The 12,042-nt window shown below is 71.3% G+C and carries 15 protein-coding genes; 11 read left to right on the forward strand and 4 right to left on the reverse strand.

Going from position 1 to position 12,042, the window contains the following annotated elements; genetic code table 11:
* Nucleotides 1-8 precede the first annotated feature (8 nt).
* From ICW72_RS12365 to ICW72_RS12385, 5 genes are read left to right on the forward strand one after another with little or no spacing between them, the layout of a single operon-like run.
* Entirely contained in the window at nt 9-467 is a 459-nt protein-coding gene (locus tag ICW72_RS12365; RefSeq protein ID WP_191082984.1) for a CopD family protein, read from the forward strand.
* Nucleotides 464-895 (forward strand): GNAT family N-acetyltransferase, encoded by a 432-nt coding sequence (locus ICW72_RS12370; protein WP_191082985.1) that lies wholly within the window; start codon nt 464-466, stop codon nt 893-895. The genes ICW72_RS12365 and ICW72_RS12370 overlap by 4 nt, the downstream gene beginning before the upstream one ends.
* Before the next feature lie 2 nt (nt 896-897).
* Nucleotides 898-1,527, forward strand: a complete 630-nt coding sequence (locus tag ICW72_RS12375; protein ID WP_191082986.1) for a LysE family translocator — start codon at nt 898-900, stop codon at nt 1,525-1,527.
* A gap of 10 nt (nt 1,528-1,537) precedes the next feature.
* Complete coding sequence (locus ICW72_RS12380) at nt 1,538-2,515, forward strand: zinc-binding dehydrogenase (RefSeq protein WP_191082987.1); 978 nt, start codon at nt 1,538-1,540, stop codon at nt 2,513-2,515.
* A complete protein-coding gene (locus tag ICW72_RS12385) occupies nt 2,512-2,865 on the forward strand; it encodes a hypothetical protein (protein ID WP_191082988.1) in 354 nt (117 codons plus the stop codon). Before ICW72_RS12380 ends, ICW72_RS12385 begins: the two co-directional genes overlap by 4 nt.
* Before the next feature lie 6 nt (nt 2,866-2,871).
* Here ICW72_RS12385 and ICW72_RS12390 read toward each other — a convergent pair whose 3' ends face one another.
* The gene (locus ICW72_RS12390) at nt 2,872-3,822 is read right to left on the reverse strand and encodes a Bug family tripartite tricarboxylate transporter substrate binding protein (protein WP_191082989.1); all 951 of its coding nucleotides are present in this window, start codon (nt 3,820-3,822) and stop codon (nt 2,872-2,874) included.
* Between the two features lie 232 nt (nt 3,823-4,054).
* On the opposite strand from ICW72_RS12390, the gene ICW72_RS12395 reads away from it, so the two are divergent.
* The 3 genes from ICW72_RS12395 (at nt 4,055) to ICW72_RS12405 (ending at nt 7,805) form a co-directional block, all read left to right on the forward strand.
* Complete coding sequence (locus ICW72_RS12395; RefSeq protein ID WP_191082990.1) at nt 4,055-5,080, forward strand: cysteine synthase A; 1,026 nt, start codon at nt 4,055-4,057, stop codon at nt 5,078-5,080.
* A 2-nt stretch (nt 5,081-5,082) separates the two neighbouring features.
* On the forward strand, nt 5,083-5,721 hold the full coding sequence (gene cysE, locus ICW72_RS12400) for a serine O-acetyltransferase (RefSeq protein WP_191082991.1): 639 nt from the start codon (nt 5,083-5,085) through the stop codon (nt 5,719-5,721).
* 77 nt (nt 5,722-5,798) lie between these two features.
* Nucleotides 5,799-7,805 (forward strand): ATP-binding protein, encoded by a 2,007-nt coding sequence (locus ICW72_RS12405; RefSeq protein WP_191082992.1) that lies wholly within the window; start codon nt 5,799-5,801, stop codon nt 7,803-7,805.
* Nucleotides 7,806-7,813: 8 nt separating this feature from the next.
* On the opposite strand, the gene ICW72_RS12410 is transcribed toward ICW72_RS12405, so the two are convergent.
* Nucleotides 7,814-8,029: a DUF3126 family protein gene (locus ICW72_RS12410; RefSeq protein ID WP_184381870.1), complete on the reverse strand. Its 216-nt coding sequence runs from the start codon at nt 8,027-8,029 to the stop codon at nt 7,814-7,816.
* Nucleotides 8,030-8,177: 148 nt separating this feature from the next.
* Complete coding sequence (locus ICW72_RS12415) at nt 8,178-9,059, reverse strand: MBL fold metallo-hydrolase (protein WP_191082993.1); 882 nt, start codon at nt 9,057-9,059, stop codon at nt 8,178-8,180.
* Between the two features lie 78 nt (nt 9,060-9,137).
* On the opposite strand from ICW72_RS12415, the gene ICW72_RS12420 reads away from it, so the two are divergent.
* Genes ICW72_RS12420 through ICW72_RS12430 form a run of 3 tightly spaced genes read left to right on the forward strand, consistent with a single transcriptional unit; the run spans nt 9,138 to nt 10,792 of the window.
* Complete coding sequence (locus ICW72_RS12420) at nt 9,138-9,461, forward strand: ArsR/SmtB family transcription factor (RefSeq protein WP_223880562.1); 324 nt, start codon at nt 9,138-9,140, stop codon at nt 9,459-9,461.
* A gap of 20 nt (nt 9,462-9,481) precedes the next feature.
* Nucleotides 9,482-10,012 (forward strand): rhodanese family protein, encoded by a 531-nt coding sequence (locus ICW72_RS12425; RefSeq protein WP_191082995.1) that lies wholly within the window; start codon nt 9,482-9,484, stop codon nt 10,010-10,012.
* Nucleotides 10,013-10,015: 3 nt separating this feature from the next.
* Nucleotides 10,016-10,792, forward strand: a complete 777-nt coding sequence (locus ICW72_RS12430; RefSeq protein WP_191082996.1) for a sulfite exporter TauE/SafE family protein — start codon at nt 10,016-10,018, stop codon at nt 10,790-10,792.
* A 125-nt stretch (nt 10,793-10,917) separates the two neighbouring features.
* On the opposite strand, the gene ICW72_RS12435 is transcribed toward ICW72_RS12430, so the two are convergent.
* Nucleotides 10,918-11,997: an aminotransferase class V-fold PLP-dependent enzyme gene (locus ICW72_RS12435; RefSeq protein ID WP_191082997.1), complete on the reverse strand. Its 1,080-nt coding sequence runs from the start codon at nt 11,995-11,997 to the stop codon at nt 10,918-10,920.
* Nucleotides 11,998-12,042 lie beyond the last annotated feature (45 nt).

The raw sequence follows: 12,042 nt of genomic DNA on the forward strand, positions 1-12,042 counted from the left end.
TTGGTTCCATGATCTCCAACCTCGCCTACACGCTCCATCTCGTCTTCGCCGTGCTCTGGGTCGGCGGCATGGGCTTCGCGCTCATGGCGCTGCGGCCGGCGCTGGCCACCCTCGAACCCGCGCAGCGCATGGCGCTGATGGGGGGCGTGCACCGGCGCTTCTTCCTCGTGGTGTGGCACGCCGTCGCGATCGTGCTGCTGAGCGGCTATTGGCTGCTCTTCGGCTATTATGGCGGCTTCCGTGGCGTGGGCTGGCATGTCCACCTGATGCACCTGACGGGCATCCTGATGGCGGCGGTCTTCATCGCCATCTTCACCGGGCCCTGGAAGCAGATGCGCGCCGCGCTGGCCGCAGGCGACACGGCGGGGGCGGCGGCGGCCAATGACCGCATCCGTCAACTGATCCTGGTGAACTTCGTCCTCGGCATCCTCACCGTCGGCGTGGCGGCTTGGGGCCGGCTGGGATGAGCCTGCCCGCCGGCATCTCCATCAGCGACGACGACTATCCGGAGCTGGAGGCCGTCGCCGCCATCCAGCGCGGGCTGCACGGCTTCAACCAGGAAATGGGCGGGCCCTATGACCGCGAGCCGGTGACGGTGCTGGCGCGTGACGAGCATGAGGTGGTGAAGGGCGGCCTGCTCGGCCTCACCTACTGGAACTGGCTGTTCATTGATTGGCTCTGGCTCTCGCGCGAGATGCGCGGCAAGGGGCTCGGCACGGAATTGCTCTCCCGCGCCGAGGCCCTGGCCCGCGGCCGCGGCTGCACCGACGCCTACACCGACACCTTCAGCTTCCAGGCGCCGCATTTCTGGGAGCGCAATGGCTGGCAGGAGGCGGGGCGGCTGGATGGCATGCCGCCCGGCCATTCGCGCATCTGGTATCGCAAGAAGCTGTAACCATGCCCGACGTCACGACCCTCCTGCTCTTCCTGGGCGCGGCCCTGGTGCTGGCGCTCAGCCCCGGACCGGGCATGTTCTACGTGGCCGCGCGCAGCCTGGGGGCCGGCCGGCGCGAGGGCGTGCTGTCCAGCCTCGGCACCGGGGTGGGGGGCATGGCCCATGTGCTGGCCGGGGCGCTGGGCGTCTCCGCGCTGGTGCTGGCCAGCGCGGAGCTGTTCACGCTGCTGAAGGTGGCGGGCGCGCTCTACCTGTTCTGGTTGGGCTGGCGCACCTTCCGGGGCGCCGCTTCCGGGCTGGACCTGGCCGCCACGGGCGCCGCACCCGCCCGCCCCTTCCGCGAGGGCGTGGTGGTGGAGGCGCTCAATCCCAAGACCGCCGCCTTCTTCCTGGCCTTTCTGCCGCAGTTCTTGGACCCTGCCGCGGGCTCGGTGCTGTGGCAGTTCGTTCTCCTGGGAAGCTTCTGCGTTGCGCTGAACACCGGCGTGGACCTTCTCGTCGCCCTGCTGGCCGGGCGCCTGCGCGAGGGGCTTTTCACACGCCCCCGCCTGCTGCTCCGGCTGCGTCAGGGATCGGGCGCGGCCATCGCCGCACTGGGCCTCGGCGTCCTGCTCATCCGCCGCCCCACTTGAGGAAACGTCCATGAAAGCCGCCGTCGTCACTGAACAGGGTCTCGTCGTCAAGGAAGTGCCCGTGCCCAAGCCGGGCCCCGAGCAGGTGCTGATCCGCCTGCGCGCCATCGGGCTGAACCGCGCCGACCTTGGCGTGGCGGCGGGCCACAAGCATGGCGCCATCGGCGGGCCGGGCGCCATCCCGGGCCTGGAGGGCGCGGGCGAGGTGGTGGAGGTGGGCAGCGAGGTGCCCGACAGCGTGCGGCCGGGCATGCGCGTCATGGCCTCCATGGCGGCCTCCTACGCCGAATATGCGCTGGCCGATTGGGGGCGCGTGGCGCCCGTGCCGGACAGCAACCTCTCCTGGGAACAGGCCGCCACCCTGCCCATCGCGCTGCAGACCATGCATGACGCGGTGGTGACGCATGGGCTGTGCAAGCCCGGCAGCGCCGTGATGATCCAGGGCGCCTCCTCGGGCGTGGGGCTGATGGGCTTGCGGATCGCGCGGCTGATGGGGGCGTCGGTGGTGGTCGGCAGCTCCACCAACCCCGAGAAGCGCGCGCGGCTCGCGGAATTCGGCGCGACGCTGGCGGTGGACACCAATGATCCGGGCTGGGTGCAGCAGGTGCTGGACGCGACGGGCGGGCGCGGCGTGGACGCGGTGGTGGACCAGATCAGCGGGAAGCTCGTGTCCCAGACGCTGGCCGCCACGGCCATTCTCGGGCGCATCGTGAATGTCGGGCGCCTCGGCGGCGCGGTGGCGGAGTTCGACTTCGACCTGCACGCCGCGCGCCGCATCAGCTATATCGGCGTCACCTTCCGCACGCGCAGCGTGGCCGAGGTGCGCGAGATCGTGCGCCGCATGCGGGCCGACCTCTGGCCCGCGCTGACCGAGGGCAAGCTCGCTTTGCCGCTCGACCGCGTCTTCCACCTGGACGAGGTGACGGAAGCGCTGGCGCACATGAAGGCCAACCGCCATTTCGGCAAGATCGCGATGGTGACGGCGTGAGGGCCTGGTTGCTGGCGGCGGCGGTGCTGCCGCTGGCCCTGCCCGCCGCCGCCCAGCCCACCACCTATTGCAACGGGCGGCTGACGGCCGACAGTTTCGAGGTGCGCGGCACCACCGGGCAGAACCCCCGCTCGCATTTCGTGGCGCATCTGCGGAACACCCACAGCGTGCCGCTGCGCGTGGTGGTGCTGTTCACCGGCGATGCCCTGGGCCGGCCCGAGGGGACGCCGCGCAGCCTTCCGCCCGGCGCCACCTGGTCGGTGCCGCTGGGCTACCAGAACCGCCGCCCCGGCGCGCCGCCCATGACGCCCGACCGCCTGGCGGCGGCCACGCGGATCAGCTGCCAGTAGCGGGCCTTACTCGGGCCGCATGCCGGTGCGGCGGATCACCGCTTCCCAGCGCGCGGCATCGGCGCGCAGGCGTTCGCCCAGGGCCTCGGGCGGTTCGGTGACGGGCTCGATGCCCAGCGCGTGCAGGCGCTGCGCCACCTCCGGCAGGGCCAGCACCTGGACCAGCGCGCCGTGCAGCCGCGCGACCACGCCGGGATCGGTGCCACGGGGCGCCACCAGCCCGTGCCAGCCGGCCACGGCGACGCCCGCGAAGCCGGCCTCGGCGAAGCTCGGCACATCGGGCAGGGCGGCCGCGCGCTGGGCAGTGGAGACCGCGATGCCGCGCAGCTGCCCCGCCCGAACGCGGTCCGTGATGGCGCCGATATTGATCATGACGCCCTGGAGCGAGCCACCCATCAGATCCACCAGCGCCAGCGCGCCGCCGCGATAGGGCGCGTGGATCACCCGCGTCTCGCTGGCCTGTTGCAGCACCTCCAGCAGCAGGTGTGACAGGCTGCCATTGCCGGGCGTGCCCACGGCCAGGGGCTCGGCGCGGCTGGCGGCGACGAAGCCGGCCAGGTCCCGGATGGGAGAATCCGCCCGCACCACCAGGATCTGCGGCACCGAGGTGGCCTGGGCCACCGGTGCGAAATCCTCCACCGGGTCGAAGCCCAGGTTGCGGAACAAGGACCGGTTGATGGAGAGGCTGTCCGAGCCCGCCACCAGCGTCAGCCCGTCCGGCCGCGCGCGGGCGCCCAGCGCGTAGCCGATGTTGCTGCCGGCGCCGGGATGGTTCTCCACCACGAAGTTCTGCCCCAGCACGGGGCCCAGATGGCGGGCGAAGAGGCGCGCCACGATGTCCTGGCTGCCACCGGGGGCGACGGGGACGATCAGGCGGATGGGACGGTCGGACTGCGCCAGGGCCGGCGCGGCGAAGGAAAGCGCCGGCAGGGCGGCGAGGAGGGAACGGCGGTGCATGGAATGTCTCCAGAAGGAATGAGGGGTCGGCGGGCTATTTCACCGCACGACATCGTTCTTTCTGGCGGGGCATATGCACGTTCATGCCCGGCATATACGCATCGGTCCTCGTGAAAATCAATCGGCATTTACCGATTGTGTATGCGCCTTTCCGCAACCCCGTCCCGCACGCCACGCGCGGCTCTCAACGCGCCCTTGTTTCACGCCCCCGCTCAGCTGATATGCTGCCTTCATGGACGCGCCCCCTCCCCCCTCCCCCGTCACCGGCCTGCTCGGCGCCATCGGCCATACGCCATTGATCCGGTTGGCCCGGGCCTCGGCCGCCACGGGCTGCGACATCCTGGGCAAGGCGGAGTTCATGAACCCCGGCGGCAGCGTGAAGGACCGCGCCGCGCTCGCCATCATCGAGGGCGCGGAGGCGCGCGGCGAACTCCGCCCTGGCGGGCTGATCGTGGAGGGCACGGCGGGCAACACCGGCATCGGCCTGACGCTGGTGGGCAATGCCCGCGGCTATCGCAGCGTCATCGTGATGCCGGAGACGCAGAGCCAGGAGAAGATCGACTTCCTCCGCATGATCGGCGCGGATTTGCGCCTGGTTCCCGCCAAGCCCTTCAAGGACCCCGGCAACTACGTCCATGTCAGCCGCCGCCTGGCGGAGGAGCTGGCACAGACCCACCCGGGCGGCGCCATCTGGGCCAACCAGTTCGACAACCTCGACAACCGCGAGGGCCACCGGCGGACCACCGGTGCCGAGATCCTGAGCCAGGCCGGCGGCCGCGTGGACGCCTTCACCTGCGCCTGCGGCACCGGCGGCACGCTGGCGGGCGTCGCCATGGCGCTGACGCGGGCGGACCCCAGCACGCTGATCATCCTGGCGGACCCCATGGGCTCGGCCCTCTATTCCTGGGTCAAGACCGGCACGCCGGAGATGAGCGAGGGCGGTTCCATCACCGAGGGCATCGGCCAGTCGCGCGTGCCGGCGAACCTCGAAGGCGTGCGGATTGACGACGCGGTGCAGGTGCCGGACGAGGAGGCGCTGGAACAGGTCTTCGACCTGACCATGCATGAAGGCCTGTGCATCGGCGGCAGCGCCGGGCTGAATGTGGCGGCCGCCATCCGGGTGGCGAAACGCCTCGGCCCCGGGCATCGCATCGTCACCATCCTGTGCGATGGCGGGGCGCGCTACCAGTCCAAGCTGTTCAACCCCGAATTCCTGCGCGGCAAGAACCTGCCCGCCCCACCCTGGCTGGTGAACTGACCATGGAGATCATCGCCCTCGGCCGCTCCATCCGGGAGCGGGACCCTGCCCGCCCCTCCTGGCCGGAGGTGATCTTCTCCTATCCCGGCCTGCACGCGGTGCTGTGGCACCGGCTGGCGCATTGGCTCTGGCGCCGTGGGTTGCGGGGCCTCGGGCGCTTCGCCTCGCATCTGGGGCGGATGCTGACGGGCATCGAGATCCATCCCGGCGCGCGCATCGGCCAAAGGCTGTTCATTGACCACGGCATGGGCGTCGTGATCGGTGAGACGGCGACCATCGGCGACGACGTCACCATCTATCACGGCGTCACGCTGGGGGGCCTGTCCATGAAGGCCGGCAAGCGCCACCCGGATGTGCAGGACGGCGTCGTCATCGGCGCGGGCGCCCAGGTCCTGGGGCCCATCACACTGGGTGAGCGCAGCCGCATCGGCGCCAACTCCGTGGTGGTGGCCCCCGTGGCGCCGCACACCACCGTCGTCGGCATCCCGGCACGCTGCGTGGGCGCGGACTGCCCGGATACCGCCACCGTGGGTTACGGCCTGCCGGCCGGCGAGGCCGATCCGGTGGGGGAACGTCTGGCGACCGTGGAGGCGGAACTTCGTGCCCTCAAGGTCTTGCTGGAACGTCGCCTGGCAGGGTGACTCCCTTTCCACTTGCCACCCCCTCGACATGATGACACCACTCGTATCAATTCGGGAGGGGTGGAAGGAGGGCGTAAATGGCAGAGGCCGGGGTCGAGGCGACCGTGGTGCCGCTGGCCGAACTGGCCAGGCTTCTGGATTCCATGGGCCTCGCCATGTGCGTCTTCGACGCGCGGCATCGCACCCGTCTCTGGAATGACAGCTTCCTCCGCTACTTCCCCGAGCATGCGGGGCATGTCTATCCGGGCGAATCCTATGCCGAGAATCTCCGCCGCTTCTATGCCGCGCGACTGAGCGAGTCGGAGGCCGCGCATATGGACCGGTACATCGCCGATGGCATCCTGCGGCATGAACGCCAGTCCTGGCCCTTCGAATTCGTGCATCGGGGCCGAAGGCTGCGGGTGGCGGTGCTGCCCATGGCCGATGGCGGGCGGCTGCGCGTCTGGGTGCCGCTCGGCCTCGGGCCGGGGGGCGAGGCGGGGCTGGCCGAGGAACATCTGCCCGAGTTGCGGCAGGACGAGGTGCCGCTCATCGCGGATGGCGCGATGGTGCGCGACGAGAAGGACCGCATCCTCTCCGTGAACAACCGCTTCGCCGCCATCTATGGCCTGGACCATGCGACGGATGCCCAGGGGCAGGATTTCCGTACGCTGGTGGAGGCGCTCTGGGCCGGCCGCCCCGGCGCGGCGGAGGCGCGCGTGGCCCTGACGGACAACCCCCGCTTCGAGGGCGCCCCCTTCGAGGTTCCCTTGCCCGGCGACCGCTGGGTGCGCGTGAGCGAACGCCGCACCCAGGACGGCATCGGCATCAGCGTGCATGTGGACGTGACCGACCTGGTGCGGCTGGAACGCGCGGCCGCGGCGGCGCAGCTGCGCTCGGCCGCGCTGGCCGCCTCGCTCAAGACCGAGATGGAGGAGCGTCGCCGCACCGAGGCCGCCTTGCAGCGCAGCCAGCGCGCGGAGGCGATCGGCCAGCTCACCGGCGGCGTCGCGCATGACTTCAACAACCTCTTCGCCGTGATCCAGGCGGGGCTCGACCTGCTGGAGGCCACGCCCGAGGATGCGCGGCGGCCCGGACGCATGGCCATGCTGCGCGACGCCGTGGCGCGCGGGGCGGCGCTGACCGGGCAGCTCCTCGCCTTCTCGCGCCGCCAACCCCTGGAACCGCGCGCCGTCGCGCTGGCGCCGCTGCTGGAAGGGATGCTGCCTTTGCTGGGCACAACCTGTGGCAGCGCGGTGGAAATCACGCTCGATCTGCCGCCGGACCCGCCGGTGGCGTTGGTGGACCCCACGCAGCTCGAATTCGTGGTGCTGAACCTGGCGGTGAACGCGCGCGACGCCATGCCCGAAGGCGGGCGCCTCATGCTCTCGCTCGGCACCGAGACCCTGGCCGCGCGCCAGGAGGAAGGCGCCCCCGACCCGCCCCTCTCCCCGCCCCTCTCCCCTGGCCGCTACGCCGTGCTGACGGTGCGCGACACCGGCATCGGCATGAGCGAGGCGGTGCGCAGCCGGGCGCTGGAGCCCTTCTTCACCACCAAGGGCGACAGCGGCGGCAGCGGGCTCGGCCTCAGCCAGACGCAGGGGCTGGCACGGCAATCGGGCGGGATGGTCCGTATCGAGAGCGCGCCGGGCCAGGGCACCGCCGTCCATCTCCTGCTGCCCGCCATCGCCGGGCCCGCCCAGCCCCGCGGGCCCGATGCGGCCAAGCCCTTCCGCAAGCTGCGGCTGCTGCTGGTGGAGGACGAGGCCTCGGTGCGGATGATGCTGGCCGACCTGCTGGCGGCACTGGGCCACAGCGTGACCTCCGCCCCGGACGGCACGACGGCGCTGGGTCTGCTGGCGGAGGGGTTGGCCCCGGACGTGCTGATCACCGACATGCGGATGCCGCCGGGCCTGTCCGGCCCCGAACTGGCCCGCGCTGCCTGGCGCGACCGGCCGGACCTGCCGGTCCTTTTCGTCTCACGCCATGCCGAGCCGGAACTGGAGCAACTCGACGGCAGGTCGCTGCTGCTGCGCAAGCCCTGCCGGCCGGACGATCTGCAGCAGGCCCTCCGCCGGCTGGTGTGCGGGCATGCCTTGAGCTGAAGCGCCCCTCAGTTGAGGGGCAGGTCCTCGGACAGGACCGAGATGGTGATGTGGTAGGCCACCTCGCCATCCTCGTCATCGCGGTCCACGGTGCCGATGGTCTCACCGTCCACCAGCAGTTCCACCGGGCCGTTGCGGGTCTGGGCCGCGCGGATGGTCAGCTTCTGGGTGCCCAGCAGGCGGCGGAGATGGGCCTGGACGGCCTGGATTTCGGCGGGCTTCATGGTCTGGTCATCCCTGTGTGGCGCGGGGGGTGCGAATAGGCGCCCCGGCCGCGCTTGTCCAATCCGGAGGCCGGGACGCCGCCATGCCCGCGCCGCTGTGCAGCGGCCGATTCACGCCTTTGGTCATTCTACCAAAGGCGATCGGACGCTACACCACCCCCGCCGGGTTGCGCGCCGTGACCGGCACCTTGAGGTAGCGCACCCCGTTGCTCTCGGCCTCCGGGAAGCGCCCGGCGCGGATGTTCACCTGGATCGAGGGCAGCAGCAGCGTGGGCGCCGAAAGGGTGGCGTCGCGGCCCTGGCGGAAGGCCACGAACTCCTCCTCGGTCTTGCCGTCCTTCACATGGGGGTTGTGGGCGCGCTGCTCCGCCACGGTGGATTGCCAGGCATAGGTGTCGCGGTTGGGCGCCTTGTAGTCATGGCACATCCACAGCCGGGTGTGGCCGGGCAGGCTCAGCAGGCGCTTGATGGAACGGTAGAGCGTGCGCGCGTCGCCGCCCGGGAAGTCCGCGCGGGCGGTGCCGTAGTCATGCATGAAGATGGTGTCGCCCACGAAGACATCGTCGCCGAAGCGATAGGCCACGCAGGCCGGCGTGTGGCCGGGCAGGTGCATCACCTCGACGGTGAGGCCGCCCAGCTGGAAGCGCTCGCCATCGGTGAAGAGCAGGTCGAAATCAGCGCCGGCCTCCTTCACGTCCTCGGCCGCGAAGACGGGCCGGAAGATGCGCTGCACCTCCGTGATGTGCTCGCCGATGCCGATGCGCGCGCCGGTGCGCGCCTTGATCCAGGGCGCGGCCGTCAGGTGGTCGGCATGGGCGTGGGTTTCCAGCACCAGCACGATCTTGAGCCCCTGTTCCTCCGCGGTCTTCAGCATGCGGTCGGCGAAGGCGGTGTCGGCCGTGCCGGACTTGTGGTCCCAGTCCAGAACGGGGTCCACGATGGCGGCCTGCTTCGTGGCGGGGTCCGAGACCAGGTAGCTGACGGTGTTGGTCGGCTCGTCGAAGAAGGGCTGGATCAGGGGGGCGGGCATGACGGTCTCCGTATGCGTGTTGACTTATATATAAGGCTTCGCTATTTTAGCGTCAACGAATAGATGAGCCCCTTTCCGATGGACCCCGCTTCCCAACTCGAGACCCACGCCCAGGATGCCGCCGCACTCCTGCGGCAGCTCGCCAATGCCCGCCGGCTGATGCTGCTCTGCCAGCTCGCGGCCGAGGGCGAGGTGACGGTGGGGCGGCTGGCGGAACGGGTGGGCCTGTCCCAGGCCGCGCTGTCCCAGCACCTGATGCGCCTGCGCGCGGAAGGCCTGGTCACGCGGCGGCGGGAAGGGACGCATCTGCACTACCGCATCGCGGACCCGCGGGTGGGGCGCCTGATGGAGGCGCTGCACGGCCTGTTCTGCGAAGCGCAACCGCCCGCCCTCTCTCACTGAAGACGCAAGGAGACCATGCCATGACCCTTCCCACCATCACCCCCGCCCGCGCCGCCGCCCTGCTGAAGTCCGGCGACGCCATCCTCGTGGATGTGCGCGAGGCCGATGAGCGCGCGCGCGCCCACATCCCCGGCACGGCGCATCTGCCCGTCTCGCGGCTTGCGGAGGCCGAACTCGCGGTGCAGGCGGGCAAGCCCGTCATCTTCCACTGCCAGTCCGGCCGCCGCACGGCCGAGAACGCCGCGGCGCTGGCCGCCCGCGCCCCCGGCTGCGAGGCGATGATCGTGGAAGGCGGCCTCGACGCCTGGCGCCAGGCCGGGCTGCCCGTGGCGGAGAACCGCAAGGCGCCGCTGCCGCTGATGCGCCAGGTGCAGATCGTGGCCGGCTCGCTGGTCGTGCTCGGCGCCGTGCTGGGCTTCGCGGTGTCGCCGCTGTTCCACCTGCTCTCGGCCTTTGTCGGGGCTGGGCTGGTGATGGCCGGCGTGGTGGGCCTCTGCCCCATGGCCAATGCGCTGGCCATGATGCCCTGGAACAAGCGCGCGGTGGCCTGAGCCATGGACATCTCCGCCGTCCAGGCGCTGCTGGCCGGGGCTTCCGGCTCGCTGGTGGGCTTCACCCTGGCGCTGGTGGGCGGCGGGGGGTCCATCCTGGCCGTGCCGCTGCTGGTCTATCTGGTGGGCATGCCGCAGGCGCACCTGGCCATCGGCACCAGCGCGGTGGCCGTGGCGCTCAATGCGGGGCTGGGCCTGCTCAGCCATGCACGGGCGGGGAATGTGCGCTGGCCCTGCGCCAGCGTCTTCGCCACCGTGGGTGTGGCGGGCGCCTTCGCGGGGGCCGCCATCGGCAAGCGGGTGGACGGGCAGGCGCTGCTGGCCGGTTTCGCGGTGCTGATGGCGGTGGTGGCCGTGCTGATGCTGCGCAAGGGCGAACCCGTGCCCACCACCACCGTGCGCCTCTCACGCGGGAATGCGCCGGCGCTGGTGGGGGCCGGGGGCGCGACGGGTCTGCTGTCGGGCTTCTTCGGGATCGGCGGCGGGTTCCTGGCCGTGCCGGGGCTGATGGCGGCGACGGGCATGGGGTCGCTGAATGCCATCGGCTCCTCGCTGGTGGCGGTGACGGCCTTCGGCGCCACCACGGCGGCGAGCTACGCCCTGTCGGGGCTGGTGGACTGGTGGATGGCCGCGCTGTTCGTGGCGGGCGGCGTGCTGGGCAGCCTGGGCGGGGCGCGGGTGGCGCGCGGTTTGGCCGCAAGGCGGGGCGTGCTGACGCGGGTGTTCGCGGCGATGCTGCTGGCGCTGGCCGTGTTCATGCTGGTGCGGACGCTCGCTTGAGCAGCCGATTCACGTCTTCGGCGAAGACGCCGAAGCCGATCGGACGCAGGGCTGAGCGGCCGATTCACGGCCCCGGCGAAGACGCCGAAGCCGATCGGACGCGGGGCTGAGCGGCCGATCGGACGCTAGAACACCCCCTTCAACGCCGCCAAGGCCCAGGCCACGTCCGCCTCGCCATTGTATCCGTGGAAGCTCACCCGGATGCGGCCGCGGCCATTCCAGACCAGCACGCCGCGCGCCTCCAGCGCGGCCACGGCCTTCGCCGCCTCGGGGTGAGGCAAACATACGCTGGCGCCGTGGTTCTCCGGCGTCATCATCGGCAACCCCGCCGCCAGGCAGCGGGCGCGCAGATCGCCCGCCAGGGCCAGCACATGCGCCTCGATCCCCTCATGCCGCGCGAGATAATCCAGCGCGCCATCCAGCGCATAGACGCCCGCATGGTTGGGGTTGCCGCGGCAGAAGCGCATGGCATCGGGCACCAGGGCGAAGGGCTGGGTCCAGTCGGGCCTTCCCTGCACGGCCATGGAATACCAGCCCGCGCTGCGCGGCGCCCATCCCGGCTGGCGCGCGCGGTTCCAATAGGCCACCGCGATGCCGCTGATGCCCAGCATCCATTTGTAGCAGGCGGCGAAGGCGAAGTCGGCGAGGCCCGCCTCGATCCGCGCCCAGCCCGCCGCCTGGGTGTGGTCCACCACCAGCAGCGCGCCCACGCCATCGGCCAGGGCACGCAGGGCGCGCAGGTCCACGCGCTCGGCCGTGAGGAAGCTCACGCTGCTGACGGCGATGACGCGCGTGCGGGGCCCGACCAGCGCGGCCACGCCACCGGGCCCTTCCGCCACGCGCAGCGTGACACCCGGCCGCATGGCGAAGGGCGCGGCGAGCGAGGGGTATTCGATGTCGGCCAGCACCACCTCATCGCCCTCTTCCCAGTCGAGGCTTTCGGCCAGCATGGCGACACCCTCGGCCACCGAGGAGACGAGGCCGATCTCCTCCACCGCGCAGCCCCAATTGGCGGCGAGCTTGCCGCGCAGCCGCCCCACCATCGCCTCCTGCCGCGCATCGCCCGCCGGCCCGTCGGATTTGTCGGCCAGGTACCGGCCCAGCGCCGCATCCAGCGCGTGCAGCGCGGGCGTCTTCCCCCCGGCGCAGAGATGCAGGATTCCGGGGGGGATGCGGAAATCATTGGCGTCGAACAGCGTGCTCATGCGCCAAGTGTGTGGCCAGGCGCGAAAAACGCGCAATCTTCGCCG

It is taken from the genome of Roseococcus microcysteis (assembly GCF_014764365.1).
GTDB lineage: Bacteria > Pseudomonadota > Alphaproteobacteria > Acetobacterales > Acetobacteraceae > Roseococcus > Roseococcus microcysteis.